The sequence below is a fragment of the Paenibacillus sp. FW101-FHT12H11 genome (genome assembly GCF_058790355.1).
In genome coordinates this window covers 319596-336711 of record NZ_JBYTCO010000004.1, presented here as the reverse complement: position 1 = coordinate 336711, position 17116 = coordinate 319596, and the positions used below count along the sequence as shown (strand labels likewise).

The following is a 17116-nucleotide window of genomic DNA, read 5'->3' as shown; positions in this document are numbered from 1 at the left end:
TCCGATTCGTTAGTTTCCACCGACACGGGAAACATCCCGCATATTTGCCTCAAAAGCAACCATGATGGCCTCTTGCTGGCCAAGCCCGGATCGTTTCACCTTCTCGATGGCATCAAACATCCGCTTGTAGTCCTTCGGTATCACCTTCACGAACTTCCAAACGTATTCATCCCAGTGCTGTATGACGCGGTGGGCAACGCTGCTATCCGTAAATGTCGCATGATGCTGAATCATCGTTCTCAGTTCGTTCATTTCAAAAGCTTCTTCCACCTGCTCAAGATGGATCATCTCTTTGTTAACCTTGTCGGCAAAATCGCCTTTCTCATCCAGCACGTAGGCAATTCCGCCTGACATCCCTGCCGCAAAGTTACGGCCGGTCGATCCTAACACAACAACTCGCCCGCCTGTCATATATTCACAGCCATGATCGCCTACGCCTTCGACAACTGCCCGCACACCGCTGTTTCTTACACAGAAACGCTCGCCGGCAATCCCTCGAATGTACGCATCACCATCCGTAGCTCCATAGAAAGCAGTGTTTCCAATGATTACGTTCTCTTCCGGGACAAAAGCAGATTGGGCAGGCGGGAAAATGACCAGCTTGCCGCCGGATAACCCTTTCCCCACATAATCGTTGGCATCGCCTTCCAGCGAGAGCGTAACCCCCTTCGGCACGAAAGCACCGAAACTCTGGCCCGCCGAGCCGTTAAAGTGAAGGCGAATCGTGTCATGAGGCAAGCCCTCTACGCCATGCCGGCGAGTGACTTCACTGCCGACAATCGTGCCGACAACGCGATTCGTATTGGCGATGTCCATGCTCGCATGCACATGTTCCTTACGCTCAATCGCAGGTTCGCAAATCTCAAGCAGCTTCGTAACATCCAAAGAGCGATCCAAGCCGTGGTCCTGCGGCATTTGGCAGAATCGGCCCACATTCTCGCCGACATTCGGCTGATGCAGAAGCGGCGATAAATCAACGCCTTTGGCTTTCCAGTGCGCCACAGCTTGCTTGGACTCAAGCACATCGGTCCGGCCAACCATTTCCTCCATGGTTCGGAAGCCAAGCTCGGCCATCAGCTCACGCACATCCTGCGCGATGAAGGTCATGAAATTCACAACATGCTGCGGATCGCCGGCAAATTTCTTGCGCAGCTCCGGATTTTGCGTAGCCACCCCAACCGGACAAGTATCCAGATGGCACACGCGCATCATCACGCAGCCAATCGTAATCAGCGGAGTCGTCGCGAAGCCGAACTCCTCGGCGCCGAGCAGCGCAGCTACGACCACGTCGCGCCCTGTCATCAGCTTGCCGTCCGTCTCGACGGTGATACGGCTGCGCAGGTCATTGAGCACGAGCGTCTGATGCGTTTCCGCAAGACCGAGCTCCCAAGGCAGTCCCGCGTGACGAATACTCGTCTGCGGCGACGCGCCCGTTCCTCCGTCGTAGCCGGAAATAAGGACGACGTCCGCTTTCCCTTTGGCTACGCCGGCGGCGATGGTGCCAACCCCAACCTCGGATACCAGCTTAACGCTGATACGTGCGCGCGGGTTGGCATTCTTGAGATCGTGGATCAGCTCTGCGAGATCCTCGATCGAATAAATATCGTGATGCGGCGGCGGCGAAATCAAGCCTACACCTGGCGTAACACCGCGAACCTCGGCCACCCAAGGGTACACCTTGGTGCCCGGAAGCTGGCCGCCTTCGCCGGGCTTCGCGCCCTGCGCCATCTTGATCTGAATCTCGTCGGCATTGACGAGATAATGGCTTGTGACGCCGAAGCGGCCGGACGCCACCTGCTTGATCGCGCTGCGGCGCAGGTCGCCGTTCGCATCCGGCGTGAAACGCTCCGGATGCTCGCCGCCCTCGCCGGTGTTGCTCTTGCCGCCGATGCGGTTCATCGCGATCGCAATCGTCTCATGCGCTTCTTTGGAGATGGAGCCGTAAGACATGGCTCCCGTCTTGAAGCGCTTAAAAATCGACTCGATCGGCTCCACCTCTTCGATCGGAATCGGCCCGCGGCCTGCCTTGAAAGTCAGCAGCCCGCGCAAAGCCATATATTTCTCATCTTCGCGCTTGATGAGCTTCGCAAAATTCTTATACTGGGCGTAATTGTTCGTACGAACCGCCGATTGAAGAGCATGCACCGTTTCCGGTGTGTACAAATGGTCTTCCCCATCTCGGCGCCACTGCAAATCACCGCCGGTATCGAGCACCTTATCGCGTCCCTCCTGCTCAGAAAAAGCACGCTGGTGGCGGAGCACCGCTTCCTTAGCCACAACATCGATACCTACACCGCCAACTGGTGTATAGGTCCAAGTAAAATACGCATCAACAAGCTCTTGACTGAGGCCGATCGCTTCGAAAATTTGCGCCCCACGATAACTTTGGATTGTGGAGATGCCCATTTTCGCCAAAACCTTCACGACGCCTTTAGTCACTGCCTTGATGTAGTTATAAGTTGCTTTGTCATGATCAATCCCCACAAGCTGATTGCGTCTGATCATGTCATCTAACGTTTCCAAAGCCAAATACGGATTGATCGCACCTGCGCCATAGCCAAGCAGCAATGCAAAGTGATGCACTTCGCGCGGTTCGCCCGATTCGACAAGCAAGCTGACTTTGGTTCGTGTCCCTTGGCGAATCAGATGGTGATGCAATCCTGACGTTGCCAGCAGCGCCGGAATCGGTGCTTTTTGCCCGTCCACGCCGCGATCCGAAAGAATTAACAAGGAAGCGCCATCTTGGATCGCCCCGTCTGCAGCAGCATAAAGAGCTTGCATCGCGCTTTCCAAGCCTGCAGTGCCTTGAGCAGCCTCGAACAAGGTAGGCAGTGTTACCGTCTTAAAGCCGTCACGCTGAATATGACGCAGCTTCGCCAATTCTTCATTGGAGAGGAACGGTGTTTTCAACCGAATTTGACGGCAGCTCGCCGGCTCAGGGCTTATGAGGTTGCGCTCTGGCCCGATCGTTGTGCCCTGGGCTGTGATGATCTCTTCGAAGTTCGCATCGATCGGTGGATTCGTGACCTGTGCGAACAATTGTTTAAAGTAGTTGTACAGCAGTTGCGGCCGGTCGGACAACACGGCAAGCGGAGCATCCGTACCCATAGATCCGATAGGGTCTACGCCAGTTTTGGCCATAGGCTCAAGGATTTTACGCAGCTGCTCAAATGTGTATCCAAAAGCTTGCTGACGCTGCAAGACCGTGTCATGATCGGAACCAAGCACGATAGGCGCATCGTCCAAATCCTCGAGTGACACAAGATGCTCGTTCAGCCAATCGCGATAAGGCTGCTCGCTAGCAATGCCGCTTTTAATTTCTTCGTCGGCTACAATGCGGCCTGCTACGGTATCAACAAGCAGCATGCGCCCCGGTCTAAGGCGATCTTTGTACAAAATCCGCTCAGGCTCAATGTCCAAGACGCCAACTTCTGAGGCCAAAACGATGAAATCATCCGTAGTAACATAGTAACGCGATGGACGCAGTCCGTTACGGTCAAGGATAGCGCCGATCTGACTGCCATCCGTGAAGGCAATGGCTGCCGGTCCGTCCCACGGCTCCATGAGTGTGCTGTGGTATTCGTAGAACGCTTTTTTGGCATCGTCCATCGACTCATGTTTGGACCAAGGCTCGGGCACCATCATCATCGCCGCATGCGGCAGCGAACGTCCTGAAAGCATGAGAAACTCAAGCGTATTATCGAACATTTGCGAATCCGATCCGTCGGTATCAATAATAGGAAGAATGCGTTTGAAGTCTTCGCCAAACAGTTCCGAATCGCACATCGCCTGACGTGCATACATCCAGTTCACATTTCCACGCAGCGTGTTGATTTCACCGTTATGAATCAGATAGCGGTAGGGATGCGCACGCTCCCAGCTTGGGAATGTATTCGTACTGAACCTGGAGTGAACGAGCGCAAGCGCGGTCTCAACCTTCTCGTCCTGCAGCTCCACATAGTAAGCGTCGACTTGCTTAGGCGTCAACATCCCTTTATAAACGATTGTTCGGCTAGACAAGCTAGAATAGTAAAATTGCGCATCCTGAAGCGATGACTTGATAGCGTTTTCAGAAAGTTTACGTATGACATATAGCTTCCGTTCAAAATCGAGATTGCTCGCCACATCCGAACTTTCTCCAATAAATACCTGGCGTACGAAAGGTTCTGCCGACTGCGCGGATTCTCCAAGTGAGCTGTTATCCGTAGGAACAGTTCGCCAACCTAAGAATTGCTGACCTTCCTCGCTGACAATGCGCTCAATGATTTTCTCGCATGCTTGGCGCGCCTCCAGATCTTGAGGCAAATAGACCATACCTACACCATAGTGACCTGCTGCAGGAAGCTTGATGTTCTCCTCCGCACAAGCAATTTGGAGATACGCGTCCGGAATTTGCATTAAAATTCCCGCTCCGTCGCCTGTGTTCTGCTCACTGCCTTGACCACCGCGATGATCTAAATTGCAAAGTACACGAAGCGCTTGCTTGACGATTTCATGCGATTTAACACCTTTAATATTCGCTACAAAGCCAATACCGCAGGCATCACGCTCGAACTGAGGATCGTACAATCCTTGCTTGGGAGGTAACCCGTTTTTGGTCATGTTGTGCAACCTTTCTTTTCTGGTTTTTGGACACACTTTGTCCAATGTACGCTTTAAAGTATTAAATTGTCGAAACATGGTGACGCCTATTTCACCGAAATATATTGAATAGTACAAATTGGTGAAATAGTCTCAATATTTTTTATATTATATTAACACCAGAAATAGTATAGTTCAATCTAAATGTAAAGGTTTTCATTTTAATATTTTTATAAGATAGTCCTAAAAAAAGGAAGTGACGGCTAAGTATCCTTGTCCGCTTCATTTTTCAATGGAGGAACTCCAACTTAAACCGTGATTCCGCCCATAATTAACAAGCTCATCTGCCACCGCCCGGCGCCGCAAGAACGAAGCATCCGCAGTTTGCCGTGCATGTTTTACGCTGCCTTTTCATACGCTCATGATAGCGAACTTTCTATGTTTCATGCTATGATAGCTAATGCGCTGAAATGAAATATACATCCAGATTCCACAGCCTAGGAGGAACGCTGCTTTGAGTCTACAGCATACTTTTTCGACTGGGATGATTTGGGAGCCCCTTTATAAGTGGCATATACCAGCCCATCCGGTTGAAGTCCAGCTTTTCCGATCGCAGCCGGTACGCCGTTTGAAGTTTTTGCATCACTTCGGAGCTTCCGCGCTTTTTTCGCCAATGACCCATTCACGGTTCGAGCACACAGTTGGTGTGTGGTCCTTGATGGCCCATTTTTGCCCGGACGAGCCTTTGCTTCGCATAGCTGCACTTTTGCATGACATCGGCCATTTGCCCTTTTCGCATGCGGTGGAACGTACACTCGGGTATGACCACCATCAACATACAGAGCGATTGATCCTGAACGGAACCATTGCCGACATCCTGACTGAACATGGCATCTCTCCAGCAGCGATTGTATCCATTTTGAATCAGGACAGCCCTTTGACGAACAAAACTTCCTTGATGGGCCTTGATCATCTGGACAGTTTTTTGCGGGATACGCACTATGCCGGGCAGCAGCTCATGCCGCCTTCCGAACTCGTCCGTAAGCTGCGCCTTCGCGGCAATTATATAGAAACAGATGAAGAAACGGCGGCTGCGCTGATTCATGCGGTCGTGGAGGACCACCGTATTTTCCTTAGCCCTCCCTTCCTTGCCATGGATGCGCTGCTCGCCAAAGCGGTGGCTCATCACTGTGAAACGAACCCGGGTATGAAAGAAAAACTTCCATCCCTTTTGGATCATGAGCTCATTCAGGAGCTGTTGCAAAGTGCAAACCCGGTGGCTAAGGACACGATGCATGTTTTAATGTACGAACCCCATCGCATTCAAATTACGGAAGTGCCTGTGAAAGGCAGTATAGAAGTCAATATTCGTAAAATATACAAGAAACAGCCGCTGATCGGCGACAAACCGGCTTCGGAAACAAGTTTCCAGGCCGCCGTGAAATTAGAAGAGCTTCAATCTCTTTCAGCTACTTATTTTTTTAACATATAGTCATACATCCATTCGATCCTAGATCTTCAGAGGGGACTGGCCCAGGTTGGCAAAATTATATTTCCGTTATGGTACGATGAACAGCGGCAAATCCATTGAAGTACTGCGCGTTGCGCATAATTATGAAGAACAAGGTAAAAAAGCGCTCCTCCTGACATCCGTCGTTGATGACCGTTTTGGTGTTGGCAAGGTCGTATCCCGAATCGGCATGCAAAAAAATGCCATTGTGGTAGACGATACTTTGGACATGGTTGAACTGGCGCAAGTAGAGTCTCCGAACTGTATTCTTGTGGACGAGGCACAGTTTCTAACCAAAGGGCAGGTCGCGCAATTGATTACGATTGTTGATGACTTGAACATCCCTGTTATCGCGTATGGCTTGCGGGCGGACTTCATGGGGCAACTCTTTGAAGGAAGCATGGCATTGATTGCAGCGGCGGATACGATTGAGGAAATTAAAACGGTCTGCTGGTACTGCGACAAGAAAGCCATCATGAACATGCGCTGCAAAGACGGAGAGCCTATCTTCCATGGCGAGCAGATTCAAATCGGCGGCAATGAGAGTTATGTTCCCGTCTGCCGCAAATGCTACGCATCCAAGCTGAAAGCAACGCTTAACGGGTAACTTGCAGGGATTTCCCCGCAAATTACGTCTAATCTACGAATAAGATTGATATGGTTGTCAAAGAAAGGTGAGTTCCTTGCGAAAAAAACGGATTTTGCTCTTATCTGAGGGCTTCGGGAAAGGTCATACACAAGCTGCACACGCACTTTCCGTTGAGTTGAGACAAAACTCATCGGAAATTATTACACGCGTTCTTGAGCTCGGCGCATTTTTGCACCCTACCCTTGCACCTTGGATCTTCTCGGCATACCGCCGCACGGTTACTTCACAACCCAAACTCTATGGTATGCTTTACCGCAATCAATATGAAAAGTCGCTGGGCCGCTTTGCAGGACTCTTCCTGCACCGGATGTTTTATTCCCAAACCAAAGCGATTATCAAACAGCTCAAGCCGGATATTATCGTGTGTACGCACCCCTTTCCAAGCGCGATCGTTTCACGTTTGAAACGTGCCGGACTTACGGTGCCTCTGTTCACCGTGATCACCGATTACGATGTCCACGGCGCTTGGATTGATTCTGCGGTAGACAAGTACCTGGTATCAACGCCGAAGGTGCAAGAACGCCTCATCGCACGCGGCGTACCGGAGACGAACATCGAAGTTACAGGCATCCCCGTCCACCCTGACTTCCATCTCGAGCATAGCAAAGTGCAGACCCGCAAGCAGTTCGGGCTTAACGCCATGCCTACAGTGATGGTGATGGGCGGCGGTTGGGGTGTTTTTAAGAAGGAAGAAAAAGAAGAGTTGTTAACGTATTTAGCCAGCTGGAGCAAGGAGATACAGCTTCTCATCTGTCTCGGGACGAACGAGAAAGCGCGCCAGCAGCTATTAGAGGAAGAGATTTTCCGGCAGCCGAATATCCATCTGATCGGGTATACCAATGAAATTAATAAACTAATGGACATTTCGGATCTATTGATCACCAAACCTGGCGGGATGACCTGCACCGAAGCTATGGCCAAAGGCATTCCGATGCTGTTTTACAGCCCCATACCCGGACAGGAAGAAATGAATTGCCAATATTTTCAGGATCAAGGTTACGGTCAAATGATTACATCGCTCGAAATGGTCGATCACTGGTTCAAGCTGTTGCTGGAGCAGTATCCCGAGCTTTCGAAACGCCGCATCACGATCCGCAAGCATCAGAAATTCGGCGCCCAAGATTGCTCCAGAGCGATCATTCAATACTTAAAGTTATCCGATCAACGCCCCTATCGGCAGGCATCATCAACAACACCGCTCATACAATGGTATTAACCATGTATAGGGCGGTGATTTTTTTTGGACCCCTTGAAACGATTCGGTAAGCAGGCGATCTTTGTTTATTTGCTCGCATGGTTCATCGGCAGTCTCTGGATGATGGCCGTACTCGGCAGCGGGTCCGTTCAGGGGAAGCTGTTAGGCATTGACGTAAGCCTATATCATGAATATGCCTGTTTTGGCTTTGCCGGCGCCTTGGGCGGAGCCTTATACGGCCTCAGGATGTTCCACGAACATTATCACGACCTGACTTCACAGTGGATGTACTGGTACTTCATGCGGCCTATCCTCTGTTTCGGCTCAGCGATCATCACCATCGTCTTGTTCGAGAGCGGCATCATGCTGCTGCAGGTCGGCGATTCCATGTCCGCACGCATTTCTATCGCTTTTTTGACCGGTTACGGATATGGTAAATTTATGGAAAAGATCAAGGCGCTTACGACGACCTTTTTCAATGGAAATGGAACGACAGGCGGGAACGGAAATGGCAATGGCAGTGAAAACGGAAGTGGACCGCCGAAATCTTGAATTCCTTTCAGGAGAATTGGAAACGCTACTTGTACCAAATCAACGAAGGAGACATCATGAGAATCATTGCAGCTTTGTGTATTTGCTTGTTTTTGATGCAGCCATTAGCAGCCAGCGCCGCCCCTAAGAAAGACCGCAGCTACTATGAAAACCGTGGAGAAATTGTCTGGGAAGTGAATACGGATGAGAAGGTAATAGCCCTTACTTTCGATGACGGACCGCATCCTAAATATACGGCGCAAGTTCTGGAACTGCTAAAGCAGTATGACGCGAAGGCAACCTTTTTCGTCGTCGGCAACAAAATTCAGCTCTATCCCGATGTGCTGGAACAAACAGCCCGAGAAGGTCATGAGATTGCTAATCATACATACAGCCATGCCTACATCGGGCGGAACACCAATATCAAGAAAGAGCTGAATACGACGGAGGATCTGATTGTTGGAAAAACAGGGCAGCGGTCACAATTGTTCCGTCCGCCTGGGGGCTTCTACAACGAACGTCTTGTGTCCGTTGTCAAAGATGAAGGCTACAAAATGATCATGTGGAGCTGGCAGCTGGATACGAAGGATTGGGATACACCGGGGGTCAATCGGATTGTGAACACGGTACTGAAAAATGCAAAAAATGGGAACATCGTTCTTTTTCATGACTATATTGAAGGCCCGACGCAAACCATCGCCGCCTTGAAGATTATTTTGCCTGAATTAAAAAACAGGGGATACAAGTTAATCACCGTATCGGAGCTTCTGGGCTATAACAAGGCCATCCCCGCGAAAATTCATTAAGACAGCACACGCTTGGCCTTAACAAAACGATCTTTCCAAACGGCATCCAGCTCCGAGACCGTTACACCGATGCCGGAACGGAAGGTATGCAGGATAAGTCCATTGCCTATATAGACCGCCACATGGCCGATCTGTTCGGTACCTTCTTTGTTTTTGCGCTTGGGCGTCGTGAAAAACAAGAGATCTCCCTCGCGCAATTCGCCCATGGACACCTCGGTCCCTCGTTCACTTTGCTGACCTGTATCACGAGGCAAGCTTACCTCTTGGGCCGAAAACAGATATTGGACAAAGGAAGAACAGTCGAACGCATTGGTTTGGCCTCCCTTCGCTCCGAGTACGTAAGGGGTACCAAGGAAGCTCATTCCTTCGATAATGAGAGGGTCGGCTTTACGTTTCCACATTTCATCCTTGCTATCGGAAGCCGCCTTTTGTTCGTACTGTTCTTTGATTTTCACAATTTCGGCGGAGGCGAGATTCACCTTCTTCACACCCGGAACAGGGTCATCTCCCTCTCGAACTTGTTCGATCGCAGGCTTTATTGAAGGCGTCGCAGCTATGACCACTGTCGGTGTCGGGCTTGCCTGCGGTGCCATGTTTTCTTGTGCTTCTATCGTTGCAACAGGTGTCGCCGCTGGGAGACTCTCCCCTTCACCAGGTAGAGTCGCAGGTGGCGATAAGCTTGAGGCTGCTGCTTTTGGCGTCGTTGATGGTTTCGCTATTGGCTTCGCTGTCCGCATCGGAGATGGCGTGGAAGGTGTTGCCTCTATCGTACTTTTTATTATAGGTGCTGCCGAGGGGGTTGGTTCCGGCGTCGCCGATTCGGCTGATTGTGCCGGTTCTTTTGGTATGGTTTGATGATCGTTCGTATTCGTCAATGTCGCGTTCAGCGCCATGTTTTCCGGATTTTTCACCGTAAACCCAATAAGTACGGCAAGTGCGATGACTAATGTAGAAATCGTATATTTAGGGGCTAGCATGTCTGACCTCCTGTGTATGTGCAGATATAGCAAGTCTCTACATACCATTCTAACACTACCTCCGTGGTTAGGGGGTCGTAATGATTGGAATTTCATGGATGAGAAAAAGCCTTACCGTTAGCCATCAGCTTCCGGTAAGGCTTTTTGTTATTTCGGCGCATCGAAGGTATGCGCCTTCGTCCAGTTCACACCACCTGTGCCGGTGGTGTACATCACGCCCCGCTGCTCATGGTCATTCGTGATCAGCCAGCCTTGATTCGCATCTGCCATGCCCAGCAGAAGCTCGCCGTAGCCGGTGAACGTCTCTTTGCCGTTCACCCAGGTTTTGCCGCCGTCCTTCGTCCATCCGACGGAGTTCGGCTTGTCGCAGCTCGGGCATTGGCCGCCCATGAAGGCTACGTCGGGACTTACGACGTAGAGCGGCCCGGGCTTCGAGCCCGTGTTCTTCGGACCTGCGGTATCCCCTGCAGGGATTCCGGGGGCCGGCCCGCCTCCAGCGGTGCTGTTCGCGAGCACCGTCTGCCAGGTCTTCCCGCCGTCCTTCGTGTGGAACAAGGAATACGAGGTTTGGGTCATCCCTGACTCCCCGATCAGCTCAATCCAAGCGTCGTTCGCTCCGGCGGAACGAATGACAGCGCCAGTGAGGCCCGCGGCACTTTTGCGGGACATCACGTTGTTCCAGGTTTTCCCACCATCCTGGGTTCTCATCACTTCCACCGTGTCTTTTCCTTGCTTGACGGCCCAACCATTACTGGCATCATGGAAATAAGCATCTCCTGTAATACCTTCAGGTACAGGCATATTCGTCCATTTTACGCCGCCATCCACGGTGTGTGCATTCCCGCTGAACGCTTCCCCCTTCGATACAAAATGAAAGAATGCGGCGTTCGGCATTTGACCGACAGATGCCCAATGTTGGCCTCCGTCCTGAGTGCTCAGCAAGCTGCCTTCCGTCCCGACACTCGCCCAGGCTTCTTTCCCATTCAGAGCAAACAATTGTTTGACTTCGCCTTTGCCTTCATATTGAACCTGCCACTTTGCACCGCTGTCCACCGTATGTGCAATCCACCCATTACCGCCAATCCAGCCGGATTTGGCATCCGCCAAGCGAACAGCCGTCACCCCCGTCATCGCAACTTTTGATGGTTTATCACTGGTTCCGGAGACGGGTGTGCCAGAGGGAGTTGTCGTTTGATCCGTCGGTTGTACGCTTGGTTCTGCCGTTGGTTGTGAACTTGCAGCCGCTGTCGACTGAGGTGAATCGGACACGCTCACAGCCCCGTTCGTCGTTCCGGACGACTCGCATCCGGCGAGCGTCATAGCAGCTAACGCCAATACAGGTATATATTTTTTCAGCATCCTAATCACTCCTTTCACTTCTTGTACTGCGCTACTCTTCCCTATAGACGTAATTTTCCCTAAAAAAGTTGAAACGGAGACATCCTGCCTACACCCAAATGTATACCCAAATTTAGTATGTCCTGCATCAAGTAATTCATTGGCTGATTCTTGCAATTTAATAAATTAGGCATGACTCTTCTACTTTTCGAATACAATCCAATCAAGGAGGGGGGACATTTATTACGGAAAGGAAGAGGATCGGTTGAGATTCATTTGGGGTAAAAAAGAATTAACCTTCATGATCATTCCGGGCGCCAACCGCCGTACCGTAAGATTTAAGCTGCCGCACAGTAGCTTGTATATTGTGCCTAGCGTGATCCTGCTCGTGCTGATTGGTTTTTTTGTCACGATATACTTTATGAATACCTACTCCCATCAAACGAAAGAAAACTTGCAGCGAACGTTCGATGGACAAGAACGCCAACTAGTTAATCAAATTACACTTAAAGATAATGAACTTGAGCAGCTTCAAGCAAATTTGATTGACTTATCCCAGCAAGCAGATGAGTTTAAGAGCAAGCTCGAAGAAATTAAGAAACTGGATCATGTCATACAGTTAATGAGCGAATCAGAAGAACCAAACAGGACAAGCAAAAAGTTGTCCGCATTAAGTGACTCTACTTCCAACTCGGATGTTGGCGGCAACGAGGTCCCGGTCACTTCACAGGAAGTGACTCAGCTTGTGAGCAATACCAAACAAGGGCTTTCCTCCTTGGTCGGGGATATCAACGCACTGCTTGTGAATCTCAGCGAGTCGGAAGCGCGATTGAAGGAAGCCGACTATTTGCGCAGCATCACGCCAACCCTCTGGCCCATCACCACGCATAGTCTTACTTCCGGTTTCGGCATTCGCAAAGACCCCTTCACAGGCAAGCCATCCATGCATACGGGCCTTGACCTCGACGGTGAGTTAGGTGATCCCGTCTATGCAACGGCTTCAGGCAAAGTAATCGAAGCCAGCTTCGACAATGAGTACGGCAACCGTATTATTGTCGATCATTCGCGTGGCATTCAAACCGGTTACATGCATCTGAATAAAATGCTCGTGAAACGCGGAGAATCAGTAACAAAAGGTCAACTGATCGGCCTGCTTGGTTCCACAGGACGAAGCACGGGTTCTCATCTGCATTACGAGGTACAGAAAAACCGTGTCCCCATTGACCCCACCCCTTATCTAATAAGCAATAGAAAGGATGAACGCTAATGCTTGGAAGCTCGAAATCGAAGCGCATAGATACGAAAACAACGGACACGTTAATCGGGGCAAGTACGATCTGCGAAGGAAAAATCATGTCCGAAGCCAGCCTTCGTATTGAAGGCCAGCTGCATGGCGACATTGAATGCGCAGGCGACATCACCATTGGCGAAAATGCTGTCGTCCAATCCAACATCCAAGCGCGCGACGTCATCATTGCCGGCAAAGTGAAAGGCAACATCCACACCAAAGGCAAGCTCCTCGTCACCAGCTCCGGCGTGCTGGTGGGCAACATCGATGTCCGCTCCTTCATTGTTCAGGAGGGCGGGATTTTCCAAGGCAGCAGCGCGATGCAGATCACTGCCGTGAGCGACAAAAGCGGCGGTGGCAAGGTCATCGACGCGCAGGCGCATAAGCAGCAGAAAAACGAGCAGCAAGCTGCTTCGGGCGGAAATTAATAAGGACTGTCCTCCAAAGAAGTAAAGTTTCTTTGGGGGACAGTCCTTATTTGTGTGTGTCCAAGGGAATTACAGGGCCTAAACCAATTTCTTCTCCAGCTCTAACAAGTTGGCTAAACTGATAGCCAGACTATCCATTGGATTACCTGGGCAATAATCCTGCTCGACAGCGAACCATTCAACGCCATTTTGCAATCCCCATGTCAGAATAGGCGCAAAATCGATGAGTCCTGTTCCGATCTCGGCAAAATATTGTTTTCCGTCAGAAGTCATATCCTTCAAATGAAGAATCGGCATACGGAACGCGTAGTTGCTGATAAAAGAAAGCGGGTCTTGACCTGCTTTTTGGACCCAATACGTATCGATTTCCGGATAAACAGCCGGGTCTTCCAGCAGATATTCGAGCGCAAATTTTCCATCCAGCGTCGTATGAAATTCAAAGTCATGATTGTGGTAACCGACTCGGTAGCCTGCGCCGCTTACCTGTGAAGCAACTTGATGCAAATCGTTGCGCACGCTGAGGTAGCCTTCCGGATTTTGCAGGCCATTCGGCAAGGAATGGCAGATAAAATCCCTCGTATCGAATAATTTGGCTTCCTCCAATACAGCCTCAAGATCGTATTTCATCCGCTCTAAGCCTACATGCATGCCTGCCGTTCGCAAGCCGGTTTCCTTCATGACAGCCGCAATGTCCGCGGCAGGATACCCATGCAATCCGTCGATTTGGACGGCTGCCCACCCCATCTTTTTCAACTCTCTTAACACGCCCGGAAAATCCTGTTTAAGTTCGTTTCTTAACGTATACAACTGGGCTGCCAGCTTCTGCCTAATCATTTCGCAGCATCCTCCCGTTCTAAATTCAACCACGCAAGATCCTCCGTCGTAAACGGAATATGCATAGCTTCAATCGATGATTGCAGTTCTTCAGGATTCCTCGGACCAATAATCGCACAAGTCGGAAAAGGCTGATTCAGCACATAGGCTAACGCAATTTGAATCGGGCTGACGTTTTTTTCCGCGGCAAGTTTGGCCGCACGGCGGTACCGCTCCCAATTGTCATCGCTATAGTAAACCCTAACCATTTCAGGATTTTCGTGATTATCCGGCGTAAACTGGCCAGAGAAAAAACCTCCAGCCTGCGAGGACCACGCAAGGAGCGGCAGTTGAGTGCCTCTATGCCAAGCGCAGGTGTCTGCATCAGCCGATACACAGCCTTCCCATCTGGGCTCTTTCGGCTTAGCAAGGCTTAGATTCGGGCTGCTGAATGTAAATCCGATCAATCCATGGGAAGCAGCATATTCATTCGCTTGCTGAATACGCCCAAAGGACCAGTTCGAAGCTCCGATAGCCCGGATGCGTGATGCCTGAATGTGCTCATTCAATTCTTCCACGATCGGGCCTACCGCTATATCAGGGTCATCGCGATGGAGCGCGTACAAGTCGACATAATCCGTGCCTAATCTGTCCAAGCTCTCCAACAGATCCTTGCGAATGGCCTGCGGATTCACCCGAGGACCGGGACTGCCGTCGTCATGATGAGCGCCCTTCGTGAGAATGACAACCTTCTCCCGCAGCTGCTTTTCCTCCAGCCACTGGCCGAGAATAACCTCTTTATTCCGATACTGGTGTGCCGTATCGAAGGTATTGCCGCCTGCGCGAATATAAGCATCCAGCATCATCCTCTGCGGTTCCTCTAACTTCCTCAAATCCCCAGTCCCCATGATCAATCGGGAAATGGCTTTGTCTACACCTTGTATGTGCATAGTCTGCATGCCGAATCCTCCTCACCTGTTTTGCCTGATAAAAGCTTCCAGCCCTTCACGGTCTGGCGTTCCTGTGCTGCCGCCGTAAGCTCCAACTGACAAAGCTCCGCATACATTGCCGTATAGCAGGCATGTCTCCACATCCAGCCCCGTCAAAAAACCATAGATATAGCCGGCGTTAAACGAATCCCCTGCTCCTGTCGTATCAACAGCTTCAACCGGGAATCCTGGGCTCATCGTTTGCAAACCGTCTTTCATCGCTGCCGCTCCTTGCGGTCCAAGCTTGGTGACGACATGAGGACTGAAACCCGACATGTAGCTTAAGCTATCCTCGATGCGCTCAAATCCTGTATAATGGAGGGCCTCCGTTTCGTTCATCAAGAAAACATCCACATGCTGCATCAACTCAAAAACACCCGAATACCATTCTCCGGTATCATCCCAACCTACATCGCAAGAAAGGGTGGCCCCCGCTTCCTTTAATCGCTTAGCCATGGCCACGAATTCCGTGTGGTTGCGCCGCCCTCTGTAGCCGGTAACATGCACATGTCTGCCTAACGCGATTTGCCCTAAATCCAGTTCCTCTACATGCAGTTCAGCATTGGATCCCACATAGGTAATAAATGAACGATCCAGCTCGGGATTAATCGCTATCGTGATCCCTGTCCGACTTGTTCCGCTTGTTCGGACCATACTGGTATCGATACCATATCCAGCAAAACGTTCCCGGATATAATGACCGTAGCCATCATTTCCAAGAACACCGTCAAATGCGACATGCAGCCCCAGCTTGGCTAATGCAATCGTAAATAAAGCTGCGCCTCCGCCTACATGCATCATCATGTTATCTACGAAAATTTCTTGTCCAGGTTGAGGGATTTGATTACAGCCCACTACCACGAGATCAATATTGACATCGCCGATGACTACCGCATCAAACTTCTTCACGCCGCTCTCCCTCTTCCGCTCTGTTCTCTGCCTATCTCTCTTTTGGATATATCTTACAGCTATCGCGAACGACAAGCTTGTGCTTCAGTATCAAATCTTCCCGCGGACTGGAGGCGGGATTCGAGATGATGTCAATCATCGTATTTACCGTAATTTTCCCCATCTCCTGAATGGGCTGCTCCATCGAGGACAACCGCGGTCGTACAAGTTCTGTCAGTTGGCTTCCATCAAATCCGATAATCGATATATCGTCAGGGACTTTAAGCTGATGGTCATGAATACAGTTCATAGCGCCTACTGCCATATCATCACTCACTGCAAATAAAGCGGTAGGACGAGGTTCACAGGCCAGCAGCTCCTTCATCATGTCATATCCGCTTTGCGTCTTATAGTCGCCAAATCGGATATAGTCGTTGATGATTCTCACACGTTGGTCCTTCAAGGCATTCCGATAACCTACGTAACGATTCTGACCTGAGGTAACGTCTCGCATATCCCCGCCTATAAAAGCGATCCGCTCGTGGCCGAGCTCGGTTAAATACTTGGTCGCATCATAAGCCGCCTCGTAATCATCGATAATGACAGAAATAAACTTATGATCGACAGGTCTTACACTAGAAAAAATGATGGGAATATCCAATTTATGAATGAAATTGCGAATTTCCTCACTTAACTTTTCATGCATAATAATGATGCCGTCTACACGCATCTCATGAAAGACATTCAAATATTTCAGTTCTTTATCCGTATCCTCGATAATGTTGCAGACCAGCAGGTTGTAATCATTCAAGCTCGCCGTTTCCTCGATACTGCTCAAGATCGTCGAATAGAAGCTTGAGGTTAGATCGGGAACAATCACGCCAATTAGGTTCGTTTTCTTCCGTACCAAACTTCTCGCGATATGGCTGGGCGCATAACCAAGCTCGTCAATCGCTCGTTTTACTTTGGCCTTCAGATCGTCCTTCACGTACTTCTCTCCGTTTAATACTCTGGAGACCGTGGTGACGGATACTCCCGCTTTTTGGGCTACATCTTTGATTTTGGGCGCCATGATTATCATCCTTCCTTACTCGCAACATGAACAATTTTCTCTGTTCGTCGA

At 50.3% G+C, this 17116-nt stretch carries 14 protein-coding genes; 7 read left to right on the top strand and 7 right to left on the bottom strand.

Translation table 11 applies throughout. From position 1 onward, the window contains the following. Window positions 1-9: 9 nt before the first annotated feature. Window positions 10-4602 (bottom strand): glutamate synthase large subunit, encoded by a 4593-nt coding sequence (gene gltB, locus AC3WTJ_RS14995; protein WP_492522451.1) that lies wholly within the window; start codon window positions 4600-4602, stop codon window positions 10-12. A 493-nt stretch (window positions 4603-5095) separates the two neighbouring features. Between gltB and AC3WTJ_RS14990 the strand changes: the two genes are divergently transcribed. From AC3WTJ_RS14990 to AC3WTJ_RS14970, 5 genes are all read left to right on the top strand, one after another. Further along, window positions 5096-6073, top strand: a complete 978-nt coding sequence (locus AC3WTJ_RS14990; RefSeq protein ID WP_492522450.1) for an HD domain-containing protein — start codon at window positions 5096-5098, stop codon at window positions 6071-6073. Window positions 6074-6119: 46 nt separating this feature from the next. Continuing rightward, window positions 6120-6698: a thymidine kinase gene (locus AC3WTJ_RS14985; RefSeq protein ID WP_127453607.1), complete on the top strand. Its 579-nt coding sequence runs from the start codon at window positions 6120-6122 to the stop codon at window positions 6696-6698. A gap of 76 nt (window positions 6699-6774) precedes the next feature. Further along, complete coding sequence (locus tag AC3WTJ_RS14980) at window positions 6775-7956, top strand: MGDG synthase family glycosyltransferase (protein WP_492522449.1); 1182 nt, start codon at window positions 6775-6777, stop codon at window positions 7954-7956. 24 nt (window positions 7957-7980) lie between these two features. Beyond that, window positions 7981-8487, top strand: a complete 507-nt coding sequence (locus AC3WTJ_RS14975) for a hypothetical protein (RefSeq protein WP_492522448.1) — start codon at window positions 7981-7983, stop codon at window positions 8485-8487. 56 nt (window positions 8488-8543) lie between these two features. Further along, complete coding sequence (locus AC3WTJ_RS14970; RefSeq protein ID WP_164819546.1) at window positions 8544-9272, top strand: polysaccharide deacetylase family protein; 729 nt, start codon at window positions 8544-8546, stop codon at window positions 9270-9272. Here the strand turns inward: AC3WTJ_RS14970 and AC3WTJ_RS14965 are convergent. Further along, complete coding sequence (locus AC3WTJ_RS14965; RefSeq protein ID WP_492522447.1) at window positions 9269-10249, bottom strand: C40 family peptidase; 981 nt, start codon at window positions 10247-10249, stop codon at window positions 9269-9271. The genes AC3WTJ_RS14970 and AC3WTJ_RS14965 overlap by 4 nt on opposite strands. Window positions 10250-10396: 147 nt before the next feature. Beyond that, window positions 10397-11608, bottom strand: a complete 1212-nt coding sequence (locus tag AC3WTJ_RS14960; protein ID WP_492522446.1) for a YCF48-related protein — start codon at window positions 11606-11608, stop codon at window positions 10397-10399. A gap of 244 nt (window positions 11609-11852) precedes the next feature. Between AC3WTJ_RS14960 and AC3WTJ_RS14955 the strand changes: the two genes are divergently transcribed. Both AC3WTJ_RS14955 and AC3WTJ_RS14950 read left to right on the top strand, forming a co-directional pair. Next, a complete protein-coding gene (locus tag AC3WTJ_RS14955) occupies window positions 11853-12854 on the top strand; it encodes a M23 family metallopeptidase (RefSeq protein ID WP_492522445.1) in 1002 nt (333 codons plus the stop codon). Beyond that, window positions 12854-13303: a bactofilin family protein gene (locus AC3WTJ_RS14950; RefSeq protein WP_492522444.1), complete on the top strand. Its 450-nt coding sequence runs from the start codon at window positions 12854-12856 to the stop codon at window positions 13301-13303. Before AC3WTJ_RS14955 ends, AC3WTJ_RS14950 begins: the two co-directional genes overlap by 1 nt. Window positions 13304-13381: 78 nt before the next feature. Here the strand turns inward: AC3WTJ_RS14950 and AC3WTJ_RS14945 are convergent, their stop codons facing one another. Genes AC3WTJ_RS14945 through AC3WTJ_RS14930 form a run of 4 tightly spaced genes read right to left on the bottom strand, consistent with a single transcriptional unit; the run spans window position 13382 to window position 17065 of the window. Next, window positions 13382-14137 carry a sugar phosphate isomerase/epimerase family protein gene (locus tag AC3WTJ_RS14945; protein WP_492522443.1) on the bottom strand — a complete coding sequence of 252 codons (756 nt, stop codon included), beginning with the start codon at window positions 14135-14137 and terminating at the stop codon, window positions 13382-13384. Continuing rightward, window positions 14134-15075, bottom strand: coding sequence for an aldo/keto reductase (locus AC3WTJ_RS14940; RefSeq protein ID WP_492522442.1), 942 nt, complete (start codon window positions 15073-15075; stop codon window positions 14134-14136). The genes AC3WTJ_RS14945 and AC3WTJ_RS14940 overlap by 4 nt, the downstream gene beginning before the upstream one ends. Window positions 15076-15087: 12 nt before the next feature. Beyond that, a complete protein-coding gene (locus tag AC3WTJ_RS14935; protein ID WP_492522441.1) occupies window positions 15088-16014 on the bottom strand; it encodes a carbohydrate kinase family protein in 927 nt (308 codons plus the stop codon). Window positions 16015-16045: 31 nt separating this feature from the next. Then, window positions 16046-17065, bottom strand: coding sequence for a LacI family DNA-binding transcriptional regulator (locus AC3WTJ_RS14930; RefSeq protein ID WP_492522440.1), 1020 nt, complete (start codon window positions 17063-17065; stop codon window positions 16046-16048). Window positions 17066-17116 lie beyond the last annotated feature (51 nt).